Origin of the sequence: Streptomyces sp. NPDC087859 (genome assembly GCF_044742595.1) — a bacterium.
GTDB lineage: Bacteria > Actinomycetota > Actinomycetes > Streptomycetales > Streptomycetaceae > Streptomyces > Streptomyces canus_F.
Genome location: NZ_JBIUUU010000011.1, coordinates 166535 through 183040, shown reverse-complemented (window position 1 = coordinate 183040; position 16506 = coordinate 166535). Strand labels below are relative to the sequence as shown.

Here is a 16506-nt window from a genome sequence, read left to right as displayed (position 1 = left end):
TAGGGCTGGGCATGGCCGTCGATCCGTTGATCGAGCTGCGTGACGTCAACAAGTACTACGGGGAACTGCATGTCCTTCAGGACATCAACCTCACTGTCGGCAAGGGGGAGGTGGTCGTGGTCATCGGCCCGTCAGGGTCGGGGAAGTCGACCCTGTGCAGGGCGATCAACCGGTTGGAGACCATTCATTCCGGTGAGATCCAGCTGGACGGACAGCCACTGCCGGAGGAGGGCAAGGCCCTCGCGAAGCTCCGCGCCGAGGTCGGCATGGTCTTCCAGTCCTTCAACCTCTTCGCCCACAAGACGGTCCTCCAGAACATCTCGCTGGCTCAGACCAAAGTCCGCAAGCGCGGGAAGGGCGAGGCCGACAAGCGGTCCCGTCAGCTTCTCGACCGGGTGGGTCTCGCCTCCCAGGCGGACAAGTACCCGGCGCAGCTCTCCGGCGGCCAGCAGCAGCGCGTGGCCATCGCCCGCGCCCTCGCCATGGAGCCCAAGGCCCTGCTGTTCGACGAGCCGACCTCGGCCCTCGACCCGGAGATGATCAACGAGGTCCTGGAGGTCATGCGGCAACTCGCGCGCGACGGGATGACCATGGTCGTCGTCACCCACGAGATGGGCTTCGCCCGTTCGGCCGCCAACCGCGTCGTGTTCATGGCCGACGGCCGTATCGTCGAGGACCGCGCCCCCGAGGAGTTCTTCACCAACCCGAACAGCGAGCGAGCGAAGGACTTCCTCTCCAAGATCCTCACGCATTGACCCGGCGGGAGTGCGACCCATGTTCCGCACCACACGTGTGTGCAAGGACCCGGTGGTCGGCCCCCATGCCGGCGACCTCCTCGCGTCGGACCTCCATTACGCTGTGCCGTTCATCCCCGTGGTGACGGTGATCCCGCCGGGGACGCCGCTGCCGGGTGGGGATCCCCCCATGGCCCCGAGACCGTAGGGGGTGGCAGCTCACAGGGCCATACCCGACCGGCGCCGGCCGGAGATCACTGCTCGCGCAGCGGAATCGACACGTACGACGGGTCGTTCGACGGCGAGGAGAAGGTCAGCCGCGCGCCGGACGGGTTGTGCTCGATGTAGAGCGGGTCGACCGTGTCGACGACCAGGGCGAGCCGGTGCCCTGCCGGGACGTCGTAGGCCGTGGAGTACAGCTCCAGGTCGACGCCGAACGGCGTGCCGGGCGTCTGCCCGTGGAAGGTGTACGGCGCGTTGCTGACCAGCTTGCCGAGGCCGAGCGGCCCCACGTCGTACAGATAGGCGACGAGGGTGCCGCTCTCCTTGGTGGGAGTGACCGTGGTGTGCAACTCGGCGGTGCCGCGCACCTGTTGGGCCGTCGCGTACTTCTCCGACTGCCATACGGCCGCCCAGGTGCGGGGGAGCAGGGGGATCGAGGCGACCGGGGGCAGCTTGGCGATCTGGTCGAGGATGCTGGACAGGAGGACGACCCCGCCGTCGGCGCCCGAGTCGACGTTGGTGTGGATCGTGGTGGTGCCGGACAGGGCGAGCTTCTTGCGGGTCGCGCCGACCGACTTCCAGTCCGGGTAGCCCTCGTAACCGCCCGTGGAACGGGACTTGAGCCGGACCGGCAGCTCCTTGTCGATGCCGTTGGCCTCGCCCTTGAGGTAGTGGTCGAACCAGCGCTCGGTGTCGGTCCACACGTCGTTGGGCAGCCCCAGCAGACCGGTGAGCTCGGCGGTCGCGTGGTCGCCGGGGCGGAACTCCAGTCTCTTGGGGCCGGTGAGCTTCTCGTAGAAGTCGGCGGACTGGTTGGGCGGGAAGACCGTGTCGCCCCAGGCGTTGGCCATCATGACCGCTGCGCCGTTCTTGTTGAGCTGATCCACATATGTGGCGACCGAACGTTTCTTCCCCCAATTGATCATGTCCTGTTCCCTGGACAGATCGGAGGCGTAGAGGTTGTCGAAGATCTCCCGGATCTCGGCGCTCTGACGCCCGGTGACCAGGCTCGCGCCGTCGAGGAGGGCCGCGGCCTGGACGTGCTGGGTGCGCCCCGAGTAGATCGAGTCGATCAGGTCGGCCCAGCCGCTGAGGGCGGCGACCGCCTTGACGCGCTTGTCCTGTGCGGCGGTGAGCAGGCTGATGCCGGCGCCGTACGAGACGCCCGCCATGCCGACGTTCCGGGCGTCGGCCGGGGTGTGGGCGAGGGCCCAGTCGATGACCTTGCGGGCGTCGGCTATGTCGGGCGGGCCCGCCACTTCTATCTCCCCGCCGGACTGCCAGAAGCCGCGCACGTTGTAACTGAGCACCACATAGCCGGAGTTCGCGAGTTTCTGTGCCTGCGCGAAGTACTCGACCTGGGGCAGGCCCCAGCTCGTGGGCAGCACGAGCAGCGGATAGGCGCGGCTGCCGTCGGCGCCGGTCGGGGTGATGACGTTCGCCTTGAGGACGGTGCCGCCCTCGCCGGCGATGTCGACGAACCGGACGTTGTTCGTCGCGGCCTGTGCGGCGGGGGCCGTGCCGAGGACCCCACCGGCGATCAGGGTCGCGGAGACGGCGCCCACGGCGGTGGTGCGCAGGGCCTTGCGATGGTGTCCCACGGGTCACTCCTCACTCGCGTCAATGCAAAGTGACCCGACGGTAACCGCGGGTTCTTACCGTAGGTAACCCGTCGGTAAGTTACGCGGCAGTAACGATTGGTGTCCTGTGAATGAATTCAGGAGGCGCGGTGGGAGTTGCGGGGAGCCGCGGGCGCCGGCAGCGGTGCCTGTGCGGCCCGGGTGACGTCCGCGATCAGTTCGGCGACGTCCGGGCCGTACGCCTGGGAGTTGACCACCTTCAGCAGCAGGACGAACGTGTTGTTGCCGTACTTGCGGGACAGCCGCTCGTGGTTGCGGGCCAGATAGCGGGTCGCGGCCTGGTTGGTGATCGCGGTCTGGCCGCTGAACAGGAAGACGGGCCGGTTCAGGCCGGGTTGCCCCGCGGTGAGCCGGGCCAGCAGGACGTATTCGGACAGGCCCTTCTCCATGCGGTAACGCTCGCTGCCGATCTGGAAGGCGAGCCGGTCCGGGCCCGGTTCCGGGTCGGTGTTCACTCGCACCCCGGGCAGCATGGCGTGCATATGGGCCGCCATGCGCCGGTTGGATCCCGGGCCGCCGACACAGAACTCCGTGCGCTCCCCGAAGCCCTGCCGGGCCGTGTCCTGGGTGATCACCTCGGCGTGCGCGCCGCAGTCCTTGATGAGCGCGGAGAGCTCCAGAAGCGCGAAGACGTCGTACCGGTGCACGGCGAGATCGGGGCTGCCGGCGTCGCGGTTGACGACGAGGAGGGACTCGGAGTTGTCCGGCAGCCCGAAGAACGCCTGCTTCCTACGGAGCTTGCGCTTCCACAGATAGGTGCGGGCCACCCAGCCGAGGGCGGCGCTGATGCCGGCCGCGACCACGCCCAGGACGATGTTGCGCACGTCGTCATTCATGGGCGCGCATGTTAGCGGGCCGACATGGCTGGTACGTACCCGTGTTCGAAGTGTGGCGTTCTCGTGGCAGGTGCCCTGAATGGGGCTGTCGGGCCCCTGGTGTTGTGGTTACGCTGCGCGGACGGTCCCGGCCTGGAGGTACGCATGCGTCGCCCTGTCGCGCGGAAACTTCTCGTCCTGGCGGTTTCGGCCGCCGTGGTGTCGGTCGGGGCGACAGCTCCGCCAGGGAGCTCCGCGGCCTCTCCGGCGCCGCAGAAGGTGCCCGTCGCCGTCGGCTACGGCGGTGCCGTCGCGAGCGTCGACCTCGACGCCTCCGCCGCCGGCATCGAGGTCCTGAAGAAGGGCGGCAACGCGGTCGACGCCGCCGTCGCCACGGCCGCCGCGCTCGGCGTCACCGAGCCCTACTCCTCCGGCATCGGAGGGGGCGGCTACTTCGTCTACTACGACGCCAAGTCCCGCAAGGTGCACACCATCGACGGCCGGGAGACGGCTCCGCTGACGGCCGGCTCCGACCTGTTCGTCGAGAACGGCAAGGCGATCGCCTTCGCGGACGCCGTCAGCAGCGGGCTGAGCGTCGGAACGCCGGGCACCCCCGCCACCTGGGCGACGGCGCTCGGCAAGTGGGGCAGCAAGAGACTCGGCACGGTCCTGAAGCCCGCCGAGCGGATCGCCCGCGACGGGTTCACCGTCGACGACACCTTCCGCACGCAGACCGCCGCCAACGAGACCCGGTTCCGCTACTTCCCGGACACCACGAAGCTGTTCCTGCCCGGCGGGCAGCTCCCGGTCGTCGGCTCCACCTTCAAGAACCCCGATCTCGCCCGCACCTACGAGGAGTTGGGCAGGAAGGGCGTCGACGCCCTCTACCGCGGCGCCCTCGGGGACGAGATCGTCGACACCGTGAACCACCCGCCCGTGGACCCGGCCTCCGGCTGGAACGCCCGCCCGGGCGACCTGTCCGAGAAGGACCTCGCGGCCTACCGCGCGAAGCTCCAGGCGCCCACGAAGACCTCTTACCGCAGACTCGGCGTCTACTCCATCGCGCCCTCGTCCTCCGGCGGCACCACCGTCGGTGAAGCCCTGAACATCCTGGAGAACACCGACCTCTCGAAGGCGAGCGAGGTCCAGTACCTGCACCGGTACATCGAGGCCAGCCGCATCGCGTTCGCGGACCGGGGACGCTGGGTGGGCGACCCGGCCTTCGAGGACGTACCGACGAAGGAACTGCTGTCGCAGAAGTACGCGGACTCCCGCGCGTGCCTCGTCAAGGACGACGCGGTGCTGACGAGCCCGGTCGCGCCGGGAGACCCGCGCCGTCCGGCGGCCTGCGCCAGTGGGGGAACGGCGGCGCCGACGACGTACGAAGGTGAGAACACCACACATCTGACGGTGGCCGACAAGTGGGGGAACGTCGTCTCCTACACGCTGACCATCGAGCAGACCGGCGGCAGCGGGATCACCGTGCCGGGGCGCGGGTTCATTCTGAACAACGAGCTGACGGACTTCTCCTTCGTCCCGGCCAATCCGGCCGTCCACGACCCGAATCTCCCGGGTCCCGGCAAGCGGCCGCGCTCCTCGATCTCACCGACGATCGTGCTCGACCGGCACGACAAGCCGGTCGTGGCGCTCGGTTCGCCCGGCGGGGCGACCATCATCACCACCGTGCTGCAGACACTGACGCGGTTCGTGGACCGGGGCGAACCGCTCGTCGACGCGATCGCCGCGCCGCGCGCGAGCCAACGGAACGCCGCGCAGACGGAACTGGAGCCCGCCCTCTTCAACGACACGAGTCCCGGGAGCCTCAGGTCCCGGCTGGAGGCCATCGGGCACTCGTTCAGGCTGAACCCCGAGATCGGGGCGGCGACCGGTGTGCAGCGGCTGCCCGACGGGAAGTGGCTCGCGGCGGCCGAGACGGTACGACGCGGGGGCGGCTCGGCGCAGGTGGTGCACCCGGCGCCGTAGTCACAGCTCAGGGGCGGGCGTCTCGTCCTGCGTGCGGAACGCGAGACGCCCGCCCTCCACGTCCACCGTCACGCGGCCGCCCTCCTTCACACGGCTGTCCAGGAGCAGCCGGGACAGCTCGTTGTCCACCTCCCGCTGGATCGTGCGGCGCAGCGGACGGGCGCCGTACTCCGGCTGGTAGCCGCGCTGGGCGAGCCAGTCGACGGCCGTGTCCGTGAACTCGACCGTGATGCCCTGGGCGTGGAGCATGCGGCGGGTCCGGTCCAGGAGCAGGTTCGTGATCCGGCGGAGCTGCTCCTGCGTCAACTGGCGGAAGACCACGATCTCGTCGATGCGGTTGAGGAACTCCGGGCGGAAGTGCTCGCGCAGCGGCCGCAGGATCTGCTCGCGCCGGGCCTCCTCGTCGGCCTCGGCGCCGCCCGGGCCGAAGCCGATGCCGGCGCCGCGGCGGGTGATGGCCTCGGAGCCGAGGTTGCTGGTCATCACCACGACCGTGTGGGTGAAGTCGACCGTGCGGCCCTGGGAGTCGGTGAGGCGGCCGTCGTCGAGGACCTGGAGGAGGATGTTGAAGACGTCCGGGTGCGCCTTCTCGACCTCGTCCAGCAGCAGGAGCGAGTACGGGTGCCGGCGGACGGCCTCGGTGAGCTGCCCGGCCTCCTCGTGGCCGACGTATCCGGGCGGGGCGCCGACCAGGCGGCTGACGGTGTGGCGTTCCTGGTACTCGCTCATGTCCAGGCGGACCATGCGCTCCTCGCTGCCGAACAGGGCCTCGGCGAGGGCACGGGCCAGCTCGGTCTTGCCGACGCCGGTCGGGCCGAGGAAGAGGAAGCTGCCGATGGGGCGGTCGGGGCTGGCGAGCCCGGCGCGGGAGCGCATGACCGCCTCGGCGACCACGCTCACCGCCTCCTCCTGGCCGACCACGCGCTGGTGGAGGTGCTCCTCCAGGCCGAGCAGCCGTTCCTTCTCCTCCTGCGTGAGGCTGGCGACCGGGATGCCCGTCTGCCGCGACACCACTTCGGCGATCGCCTCCGCGGTCACCTCCAGGTGCTGTCCCTCGTCGGCCTCGTCGTGCCCGGTGGCCTTGTCGATGCGCTGCTTCAACTGCGTGATGCGGTCGCGCAGTTGCATGGCCTGCTCGTACCTCTCGTCGGCGACCGCCTGGTCCTTGTCCCGGGCCAGCTGCTCGGCCTCGCGCTCCAGGGCCCGTACGTCCGTGCCCTTGGTGCGGGCCCGCAGCCTGACCCGGGCGCCGGCCTGGTCGATGAGGTCGATGGCCTTGTCGGGCAGACGGCGGTCGGTGAGATAGCGGTCGGACAGCTCCACGGCGGCCACCAGCGCCTCGTCGGCGTAGCGGACCTGGTGGTGGGCCTCGTAGCGGTCGCTCAGTCCGCGCAGGATCTCCAGGGCGTCCGCGACGGACGGCTCCGGCACCAGGATCGGCTGGAAGCGGCGGGCCAGCGCCGCGTCCTTCTCGATCCGCCGGAACTCCTCCAGCGTGGTTGCGCCGACGATGTGCAGCTCGCCGCGGGCCAGGGCGGGCTTGAGGATGTTGCCGGCGTCCATCGAGGCGGCCTCACCGCCGCCGCCCGCGCCGACGACGGTGTGCAGTTCGTCGATGAAGACGATCAACTCGTCGGAGTGGGCACGGATCTCGCCCACGATGGTGGTGAGCCGCTCCTCGAAGTCGCCCCGGTAGCGGGTGCCCGCGACCACCCCGGTCAGGTCCAGGGCGACCACGCGCCGCCCGGTCAGCACGTCCGGCACGTCGCTCTCGGAGATCCGCTGGGCGAGCCCCTCCACGATGGCGGTCTTGCCGACGCCCGCTTCGCCGATCAGCACCGGGTTGTTCTTGCCGCGCCGGGAGAGCACCTCGATGGTCTGCTCGATCTCCTCGTCGCGGCCGATCACCGGGTCGATACGGCCCTGCCGGGCCAGCTCGGTGAGGTCACGGCTGTACTTGTCGAGGGTCGGGGTGCCGGTGGTGCGGGGCGCTTCGGTGCGCGGCTGCCCGGCGTCCGGTGCCGTCTCGGGCGGCAGGGGCGCGGGCGCGAAGTGGGCGGAGTTGAGGATGTGCCCGGCCGCGGAGTCGGGGTTGGCGGCCAGCGCGCTGAGGACGTGCTCGGGGCCGATGTAACCGGTGCCGCGGGCCCGGGCCAGGTCGTGCGCGTCCAGCAGGGCGCGCTTGGCGGCCGGGGTCAGGGAGAGCGAGGTCGGCGGCGGAACCTCGCCCGGCGGGTGCTGCACCGGGCCGGACCGCTCGTCGATCTCCTCGGCGAGCTCGTCGGGATCCGCGCCGGCCCGGCTGAGCAGGCTCCGGGTCGGCTCGGCGGACAGTGCCGCCCGCAGTAGATGCTGGGTGTCCAGGTCCCGGCTGCCGTGCTCGGCGGCGTACTGGGCGGCACCCCGGACCAGTTCACGGGCGGGCTGGCTCAGCAGCCGGCCGATGTTGATCTGCCGGGGTCCGGGCCGGGGTCCGCCGAAGAACCGGGCGAGGAACTCGCCGAAGGGGTCGTAGCCTTCCGATCCATTGAAGCCGCTGGTCATGGCCGTTCCCATCCGGCCTCCCCGCAGGGCCCGGGGACGCCTCGCCGATCGACGTGCCGGGGTCGGGTAACCCACGTGGCAGTCGGCTACACCTATGGCCCGTCCTCGCCCGGACGACCCACCAGTGCCGCGGGCCAGGTGTACTCCACCTCGTCCACCACGAGGTCCGGGGCCAGCCGCAGCGGGCGCTCGGCCGTGCGCAGGCCGCCTTGGCGCTCGTAGAACACGATCGCACGATCGTTGCCCCGCAGCACCTCCAGGAAGACGTCCCGGCCCGGGTGCGCGGCGGCCGCCCAGGCGAAGCCGCGACGCAGCAGGCTCCGGCCGAGACCGGTGCCGACGCGGTCCGGGCGGACATGCAGGTTGTCGACGTGGACACGACCGTCCGCCACGGTGCGGAGGTAGACGAAACCGTGCAGCTCACCGTCCTCGTGCGCGACGAGAAGCAGCCGGTCGGGGCCGAGCGAGGCCGTCCTTTCCCGCCACTGCTCCCGGTGCTCCTCGGCGACCGGGCCGTGCAGATAGGAGGCGGGCAGGAGCGCGGCGTACGCACTGCGCCAGCTGGCCGTGTGCAGGGCGGCGATACGGTCGGCGTCGGCGGCGGTCCCCGGTGCGATCGGCATGGGGCAGGGTAACTCCCGTCCGCCGCGGGGCTGTACGGGTGGCGAGACCGTGACCCGTACGACGTGGGGATACGGGGGCGGTGGTCCGGGGCGGTCGTCCTCGGCGCCGTCACGGCCACGTGGCAGGCCGCTGCGTCGTAGGCCATCTGTCCCACTGCCGGGCCTCGGCCCCCCGCGGTTTCCCTGCCGGGCGGTGCGACGGGTCTGCTGATCCGGGGGCCCCGGACCCCGGAGGCCAGCCGCCCGTCAGTCCGCGCGTGCCGTCAGGATCCGTGGGCCCGTCTCCGTGATCGCCACCGTGTGTTCGGCGTGGGCCGCGCGTGAGCCGTCGTTGGTGCGCAGGGTCCAGCCGTCCGCGTCCGCGTGATAGCCGTCCGTGCCGCCACCGATCAGCATCGGCTCGATCGCCAGGACCATGCCGTGGCGCAGCTTCATGCCGCGGCCGGGGCGCCCTTCGTTGGGCACCCCCGGGTCCTCGTGCATCCGGCGGCCGATGCCGTGCCCGCCGAAGCCGTCCGGGATGCCGTACCCGCCCTCGCGGCACACCGTGCCGATCGCGTGCGCGATGTCGCCGATGCGGTTGCCGACGACGGCGGCCGCGATACCGGCGGCGAGGGCCCGCTCCGCCGTCTCGATCAGACGCACGTCGGCCGGGCGCGGTGTGCCGACCGTGAAACTGAGCGCCGAGTCGCCGACCCAGCCGCCCAGTTCGGCGCCGAAGTCCATCGAGACCAGGTCGCCGTCGCGCAGCTTGTAGCGGGTCGGGATGCCGTGCACGATCGCGTCGTTCACGGAGGCGCAGAGGACGGCCGGGAAGGCGGTCGGCGCGAAGGAGGGCCGGTAGCCGAGGAAGGGCGAGGACGCGCCCGCCTCCCGCAGCACGTCGTGCGCCACCTCGTCCAGCTCCAGCAGGGAGACGCCCACGTCGGAGGCCTTGCGTACGGCCGTGAGGGCACGCCCCACGACCTGGCCGGCCTCGTACATGGCGTCGATCGATGTGTCCGTCTTCAGCTCCACCATGCCAATTACTATACCGGTATTAGAATGGTGTCATGGTGCGCACCCCACTGACCCAGGCAGAGCGTGAACGCGGCGAGCGGCTCGGCCGGTTTCTGCGCGAGGCCCGCGGCGGCCGCAGCATGGCCGATGTCGCGGCACGTGCGGGCATCTCCGCGGAGACCCTCCGGAAGATCGAGACCGGCCGGGCGCCGACGCCCGCGTTCTTCACGGTCGCCGCCCTCGCGGGAGTGCTGGGGCTGTCCATGGACGACCTCGTGGTGAGGAGTGTGCTGGTGGCTGCCTGACGGCGGCGGGGCGCACGGCGTCGGACCGCCCGGCCGGGGGTCTTTGCGCCCGGTTCGCAAAGCCGCTGTAGCCGCGCCGTAACACAACTGGTGTTTTCTACGGACCGGAGTACTCCGGTCTGGCGGGAGTTGTGCGATGGCAGTGGAACAACTCCCGGGTCGGGTGCGGGAGTTCGCGAACTACCTGAACGGTCTGCTGGCGCGCCTTGATCAGGGCGGCGGCTGGTGCGCTGTGTTCTGGCAGCGCGACCCCGACGGCATGCGGGCCTGTCTCGAGGGGCATGAAGTGCCGCCCTGGGACGTGGTGGAGGCACTGCTGCAGGATCTGGCCACCGAGTACGGCGCGGGTGCCGCGAGCGCCGAGGCCGAACACGCCAGGGCCCTGCATGCCGCTGCGCTGTTCGCGTTCGACGCCCGGCCCGGCGGCCGGGACTCCCTCGGCGACCGGCTCGACGTCATGCTCCGCGAACAGCGCTACGCCGCGGAACGCCAGGCACAATTGGGTCATTCGCTGGCCGCCGCCACCTCGCGGGAACAGGCCGACGCCCTCCGCCTCGACCTCGCCTGGGCCCGCGACGACCACGAGCGGGCGACCGTCCGCTGCGCGGAACTCCGTTCCCGGATACAGCAGTTGGACCACCGCTCGGCGGAGGGCCGGGCCCAGGCGATCCGCCGCGGACGCATCGGCGGCGTGTTCCGTATCGAGAGCGAGTACGGCCCGGACGACGCGGACGACGCGGACCCGCAGGACGGCCGGGCCCCGGACATGCCGCAACAGCGGGACGCGGGAACGGCCGCGGAGACGGCCGGCCGGTACGAGCACACGGGGTGGGGTGACGGGTGGGGCGGGCAGGATGCCGGTTCCGCGACCGGCACCCACGACGCCCCCGAAGCCGCCGGCGGACCCGGCTGGGCCAGGACGCCGGACACGGACACCGCCGACGTGTCGCCCGCCCTCGCCGCCGAACCCGCCCCCAAGCAGCGCAAACGCCGCCGTGGCGGCGCCCGCTTCGCCGGGATCGCCGAGGAGGAGGCCGCCCCCGTCGTCGTACCGCCCGCCGCCGAGCCCGCCCTGCCCGCGCCCGCCGCCCGCGCCCGCCGCACTCCGCGGGGTGCCCGGTTCGCCGGGGCCGCGGACGAGCCCGAGATGCGGCCTGAGCCGCAGTGCGAGCCGGTGGACGCGGGGGCCGGGCGGGAGGTCGTACAGATGGTCGAGACGCTGGTGCGACTGCGTGCGGAGGGGCGCAGCGGTGAGGCGCACGCGCTGCTCGTCGAGGCCGCCCACTGGCCCGCCGCCCGCTTCCCGCGGCTCGCCGGCGAACTCCAGCGCGCCGGGCTCGGGCACGACTGGGCGAGCCTGCTCTGGGAGGCCGCCTCGCTGCCCGCCGACCGGCTGGTCGCCGCGGCGGACGCGCTGGTCGAGGCCGGGCGCGGCGGCGACGGGGAGCAGATCCTGCGCCAGGGCGTGGCCCGGCCCGCCGAGGAGATCGGCGCCGCCGTGCTGGGCCTGACCGCCGAGGGCCGCCGCCGCGAGGTGCGGGCGCTGCTCGACGCCTACGTCCGCGTCCGTACCCCCGAGGAAGCGGCCCGCAGTGCCGCACCCGGTCCGGCGACCCTCGTTCCGCTGCTGCTGGAGGCCGCCCGGGGTGTCTCGGAGGAGCGCCACTGGGACCTCGTCCACGCCCTGAGGGTCGCGGGCTTCACCGCCTGACCGGCGGGGCCGATCACCCACGAGAGTGTGAAACGTGATCGACTCAGCGGGTTAACGACGATGGTCTTGGCAAGGCTGCCGGGGAGGCTTACTTTCGACCCTCTACGGCCTGTGTCTACGGGCGTAGAGGCTCTGAGGTCCCGTCGAAGGAGCAGCTCATGGCCAATGTCGTACGTGCCGCCCTGGTCCAGGCCACCTGGACCGGCGACACCGAGTCCATGGTGGCGAAACACGAGGAGCACGCCCGGGAGGCGGCCCGGCAGGGTGCGAAGATCATCGGGTTCCAGGAGGTCTTCAACGCCCCCTACTTCTGTCAGGTCCAGGAACCCGAGCACTACCGCTGGGCCGAGCCGGTGCCCGACGGACCGACCGTCGTTCGTATGCAGGAGCTCGCGCGCGAGACCGGCATGGTGATCGTCGTACCGGTCTTCGAGGTCGAGCAGTCCGGCTTCTACTACAACACCGCGGCCGTGATCGACGCGGACGGCACTTTCCTCGGCAAGTACCGCAAGCACCACATCCCCCAGGTCAAGGGCTTCTGGGAGAAGTACTACTTCAAGCCGGGCAACGTCGGCTGGCCCGTCTTCGACACCGCCGTGGGCAAGGTCGGCGTCTACATCTGCTACGACCGGCACTTCCCGGAGGGCTGGCGGCAACTGGGTCTCAACGGCGCCCAGTTGGTCTACAACCCGTCGGCCACCCACCGCGGGCTCTCCTCCCACCTCTGGCGTCTGGAACAGCCCGCCGCGGCCGTCGCCAACGAGTACTACGTCGCCGCGATCAACCGGGTCGGCGTCGAGGAGTACGGCGACAACGACTTCTACGGCACGTCGTACTTCGTGGATCCGCGCGGCCAGTTCGTGGGGGACACCGCCAGCGACAAGGTGGAGGAACTTCTCGTCCGGGACCTCGACTTCGACCTCATCGAAGAGGTACGGCAGCAGTGGGCCTTCTACCGGGACCGACGGCCCGACGCCTACGAGGGGCTGGTGCAGCCGTGACCGACAAGGACCTGCTGGGCCGCCACCGGAACGTCCTGCCCGACTGGCTCGCCCTCTACTACCGGGACCCGCTGGAGATCACCCACGGCGAGGGCCGCCACGTCTGGGACGCCGCCGGCAACAAGTACCTCGACTTCTTCGGCGGCATCCTGACCACGATGACCGCCCACGCGCTGCCCGAGGTCACCAAGGCGGTGAGCGAACAGGCCGGGAGGATCATCCACTCGTCCACGCTCTACCTCAACCGGCCCATGGTGGAACTGGCCGAGAGGATCAGCCAGTTGTCCGGCATCCCGGACGCCCGGGTCTTTTTCACCACCTCCGGCACCGAGGCCAACGACACCGCCCTGATGCTCGCCACCACCTACCGGCGCAGCAACACGATCCTGGCGATGCGCAACAGCTACCACGGCCGCTCCTTCAGCGCGGTCGGCATCACCGGCAACCGCGGCTGGTCCCCGACCTCGCTCTCCCCGCTCCAGACGCTGTACGTCCACGGAGGCGTGCGGACGCGCGGCCCGTACGCCTCCCTCAGCGACGACGAGTTCATCGCGGCCTGCGTCGACGACCTGACCGACCTGCTAGGCCACACCCGCCCTCCCGCCGCCCTGATCGCCGAGCCCATCCAGGGCGTCGGCGGCTTCACCTCACCGCCGGACGGCCTGTACGCCGCCTTCCGCGAGGTGCTCGCCGAGCGCGGCATCCTGTGGATCGCCGACGAGGTGCAGACCGGCTGGGGCCGCACCGGCGACCACTTCTGGGGCTGGCAGGCACACGCCTCCTCGGGGCCGCCCGACATCGTCACCTTCGCCAAGGGCATCGGCAACGGCATGTCCATCGGCGGGGTCGTGGCCCGCGCCGAGATCATGAACTGCCTGGACGCCAACAGCATCTCCACCTTCGGCGGCACCCAGGTCACCATGGCGGCCGGCCTCGCCAACCTGTCGTACCTCCTGGAACACGACCTCCAGGGCAACGCCCGGCGCGTCGGCGGGCTGCTCATCGAGCGGCTGCGGGCCGTCACCGCGCAGATTCCCGGCGTACGGGAAGTGCGCGGGCGCGGTCTGATGATCGGCATCGAGCTCGTCCGACCCGGCACCGACCAGGCCGACCCGGACGCGGCGTCCGCCGTACTGGAGGCAGCCCGCGAGGGCGGGCTGCTGCTCGGCAAGGGCGGCGGCCACAACACCAGCGCCCTGCGCGTCGCACCGCCCCTGTCCCTCACCGTCGCGGAGGCCGAGGAGGGCGCCGCGATCCTCGAGAACGCTCTGAGGAGCATCCAGTAGCAGTACGGGCAGCAGGACAGAGCAAGGGAACGACCGCCATGACCACCGCCTTGGACCACCTGGAACCGGCCCTGTCCGTACGCCAGGTCCTCACCCTGGAACGGGTGCTCGCCGGGGAACCCGAGGTGGTGGCCGGCGCGGCCCAGCTCGACCGGGCCGTGCGCTGGGTGCATGTCGCCGAGGCACCCGACGTCGGCGTCATGCTCACCGGCGGGGAGATGGTCCTCACCACCGGGGTGCTGCTCGCCGGTGACGAGGGCGCCCAGGCCGAGTACATCCAGTCCCTGCACCGCGCGGAGGCCGCCGCGGTCGTCCTGGGCCTGGGGCGGGCGTTCCCCGCCCCGCCGGACGTGATGCGACGGGCCGCCGAGCGGTGCGGGCTGCCCATGGTCGTCCTGCACCGGCCCTTCCCCTTCGCCGAGCTGACGGAAGAGGTGCAGTCCCGGCTGGTACGGCGGAAGTTCGCCGCCGTCAGCCTCTCCGAGGCCGTGCGCACCAGCCTCACCGGGCTCATCACCGCCGGAGCCCCGCTGCAACGGCTCCTCGACGACGTCGCCCAGCACAGCGCCTGTCCGGTCGTCGTCACCAACCTCGCCCACCGCGTCCTCGCCACGGCGGGGGAGCGGCCGGCCGTGGACGACGTGCTGCGGGACTGGGAGCGCATCGCCCGCCAGGCCGGCGGCAGCGAGGGCGACGGCTGGATCCGGGCCGAGCTGGGCGGGCGCGGAGAGCGGTGGGGGCAGATCCTGCTGTGCGGGTACCGCGGGGACACCGCCACCGGGCGGCTGCTCGCCGACCGGGCCGCCGAGGCCCTGGTCCTGCACCGCATGCTCGCCGGGAACTCCGCCCACACCTGGGAGGAGCAGTCCGCGCAGAGCCTGCTGACCGACCTGGTCAGCGGGGTCGTACCGGCGAGACAGCTGCTGCCGCGGGCGCGCGCGGCCGGACTGCCCGTCAACCGGCGGACCTTCGTGCCCCTGGTCGTCAGGGACGGTGATCCGGCCGAACTCGACCGCGTGCTCAGGCTGTTGGGGCTGTCCGGCATCGTCGCCGAGCTCGCCGACGGGGCGACCGCCGTGCTGCTGAGCCTGGCCCGGGACCAGGACGCCGCGGTCCTCACGGCGAACTTCGCGGCCCGGCTGACGGAGACGGTGGTGGCGGCGGCCGACCCCCGCACGGACTGGGACGACGTCCCCGCCGGAATGCGGGAGGCCCGGCATGTCGCGGACGCAGTCGCCACCGGAGTGCTCGACCTCCCGGCCGTCGTACGCCTCAAGGACGTTCATCTGCGCGGTCTCATAAGGCTGTTGCGCGACGACCCGCAGGTGCAGTCCTTCGCGGAGCGGGAACTGGACGGACTGCTGTGCGGGGCGGGCGAGGACCTGCTCGCCGTCCTGCGGACGTATCTGGCCACCGGCCGGAACAAGTCCCGCACCGCCCAGCTCCACCACGTCTCGCGCCCCGCGCTCTACCGGCGCCTCGAAGCGATACAGAACCGGCTCGGGGTGGACCTCGACGACTTCGAACAGGCCGCCTCGGTGCACATCGCACTCCTCGCGCACGACGCGCAACAGGGCTGAAACATGCCACGACCTGGGAAAACGGCGGTGAAACATGGGCCCACGACAGGGTGACACCGTGGCACGCCGAGCGCCCGCAGACGTGACACCGTGCAACTCAAAGCCGGCTTCGGGACTTTCTAGCCTTCTCGCACACCTAGCGACCGGAGGTCCCGATGAGCAGAGTGATTCGCGCCGCCCTTTTCCAGACCGCGTGGACGGGCGACAAGGAGTCGATGATCCAGGTACACGAGCAGGCGGCCCGCGACGCGGCCGCGCAGGGTGCTCAGGTCCTGTGCTTCCAGGAGCTGTTCTACGGGCCGTACTTCTGCCAGGTCCAGGACAAGGCGTTCTACGAGTACGCCGAGCAGATCCCGGACGGGCCGATCGTCAAGCGATTCCAGGCGCTGGCCAAGGAGTTGGGCATCGTCCTCGTCCTGCCGATGTACGAGGAGGAGCAGCCCGGCGTCCTCTACAACACCGCCGCCGTCATCGACGCGGACGGCTCCTACCTCGGCAAGTACCGCAAGCACCACATCCCCCAGGTGCCGGGCTTCTGGGAGAAGTTCTACTTCCGCCCGGGCAACAGCGGCTGGCCGATCTTCGACACCAAGGTCGGCAGGATCGGCGTCTACATCTGCTACGACCGCCACTTCCCGGAGGGCTGGCGGGCGTTGGGCCTCGCGGGCGCCGAGATCGTCTTCAACCCCTCGGCCACCTCACGCGGGCTGTCCGCCTATCTGTGGCAGCTGGAGCAGCCGGCCGCGGCCGTCGCCAACGAGTACTTCGTCGGCGCCATCAACCGGGTCGGTGTCGAGGAGCTCGGCGACAACGACTTCTACGGGACGACCTACTTCGTCGACCCGGAGGCGCAGTTCGTGGGCGAGGTGGCCAGCGACAAGGAGACCGAGCTCGTCGTCCGCGACCTCGACCTCAACAAGCTCCGCGAAGTGCGCGACCGCTGGCAGTTCTACCGCGACCGCCGTCCCGACGCGTACGCCCCGCTGACCGCCCCGTAACCGTCCTGGACCGCCGTCGGTCCGAGCACGGGGGCCGGACCGGCGGCATCGATCGACTCGTACGA

Annotated in this window: 13 protein-coding genes; 8 read left to right on the top strand and 5 right to left on the bottom strand. The window is 71.1% G+C overall.

The window, feature by feature from the left end; genetic code table 11:
• Positions 1 to 11 precede the first annotated feature (11 nt).
• Complete coding sequence (locus tag ACIOHP_RS27355) at positions 12 to 755, top strand: amino acid ABC transporter ATP-binding protein (protein WP_361541354.1); 744 nt, start codon at positions 12 to 14, stop codon at positions 753 to 755.
• Between the two features lie 233 nt (positions 756 to 988).
• On the opposite strand, the gene ACIOHP_RS27350 is transcribed toward ACIOHP_RS27355, so the two are convergent.
• On the bottom strand, positions 989 to 2557 hold the full coding sequence (locus ACIOHP_RS27350) for a CocE/NonD family hydrolase (protein WP_401891652.1): 1569 nt from the start codon (positions 2555 to 2557) through the stop codon (positions 989 to 991).
• Between the two features lie 116 nt (positions 2558 to 2673).
• A complete protein-coding gene (locus tag ACIOHP_RS27345) occupies positions 2674 to 3432 on the bottom strand; it encodes a hypothetical protein (protein ID WP_361541348.1) in 759 nt (252 codons plus the stop codon).
• Between the two features lie 144 nt (positions 3433 to 3576).
• Between ACIOHP_RS27345 and ggt the strand changes: the two genes are divergently transcribed.
• Positions 3577 to 5394: a gamma-glutamyltransferase gene (ggt, locus tag ACIOHP_RS27340; protein WP_401891651.1), complete on the top strand. Its 1818-nt coding sequence runs from the start codon at positions 3577 to 3579 to the stop codon at positions 5392 to 5394.
• On the opposite strand, the gene ACIOHP_RS27335 is transcribed toward ggt, so the two are convergent.
• The 3 genes from ACIOHP_RS27335 to map all read right to left on the bottom strand — a co-directional run bounded on the left by ACIOHP_RS27335 (position 5395) and on the right by map (position 9581).
• Positions 5395 to 7938 carry an ATP-dependent Clp protease ATP-binding subunit gene (locus ACIOHP_RS27335; protein WP_401891881.1) on the bottom strand — a complete coding sequence of 848 codons (2544 nt, stop codon included), beginning with the start codon at positions 7936 to 7938 and terminating at the stop codon, positions 5395 to 5397.
• A 92-nt stretch (positions 7939 to 8030) separates the two neighbouring features.
• A complete protein-coding gene (locus ACIOHP_RS27330) occupies positions 8031 to 8561 on the bottom strand; it encodes a GNAT family N-acetyltransferase (RefSeq protein WP_401891649.1) in 531 nt (176 codons plus the stop codon).
• Between the two features lie 246 nt (positions 8562 to 8807).
• Positions 8808 to 9581 (bottom strand): type I methionyl aminopeptidase, encoded by a 774-nt coding sequence (gene map / locus ACIOHP_RS27325; RefSeq protein ID WP_361541339.1) that lies wholly within the window; start codon positions 9579 to 9581, stop codon positions 8808 to 8810.
• Positions 9582 to 9613: 32 nt separating this feature from the next.
• On the opposite strand from map, the gene ACIOHP_RS27320 reads away from it, so the two are divergent.
• The 6 genes from ACIOHP_RS27320 to ACIOHP_RS27295 all read left to right on the top strand — a co-directional run bounded on the left by ACIOHP_RS27320 (position 9614) and on the right by ACIOHP_RS27295 (position 16441).
• Complete coding sequence (locus ACIOHP_RS27320; protein WP_307024075.1) at positions 9614 to 9865, top strand: helix-turn-helix domain-containing protein; 252 nt, start codon at positions 9614 to 9616, stop codon at positions 9863 to 9865.
• 136 nt (positions 9866 to 10001) lie between these two features.
• Positions 10002 to 11576 (top strand): hypothetical protein, encoded by a 1575-nt coding sequence (locus ACIOHP_RS27315; RefSeq protein WP_401891646.1) that lies wholly within the window; start codon positions 10002 to 10004, stop codon positions 11574 to 11576.
• Between the two features lie 158 nt (positions 11577 to 11734).
• Positions 11735 to 12577, top strand: a complete 843-nt coding sequence (locus ACIOHP_RS27310) for a nitrilase-related carbon-nitrogen hydrolase (protein WP_361481810.1) — start codon at positions 11735 to 11737, stop codon at positions 12575 to 12577.
• Positions 12574 to 13863, top strand: coding sequence for an aspartate aminotransferase family protein (locus ACIOHP_RS27305; RefSeq protein WP_401891645.1), 1290 nt, complete (start codon positions 12574 to 12576; stop codon positions 13861 to 13863). The genes ACIOHP_RS27310 and ACIOHP_RS27305 overlap by 4 nt, the downstream gene beginning before the upstream one ends.
• Positions 13864 to 13901: 38 nt before the next feature.
• Positions 13902 to 15443: a PucR family transcriptional regulator gene (locus ACIOHP_RS27300; protein ID WP_401891643.1), complete on the top strand. Its 1542-nt coding sequence runs from the start codon at positions 13902 to 13904 to the stop codon at positions 15441 to 15443.
• Positions 15444 to 15598: 155 nt separating this feature from the next.
• Entirely contained in the window at positions 15599 to 16441 is an 843-nt protein-coding gene (locus ACIOHP_RS27295; RefSeq protein ID WP_361541327.1) for a nitrilase-related carbon-nitrogen hydrolase, read from the top strand.
• Positions 16442 to 16506 lie beyond the last annotated feature (65 nt).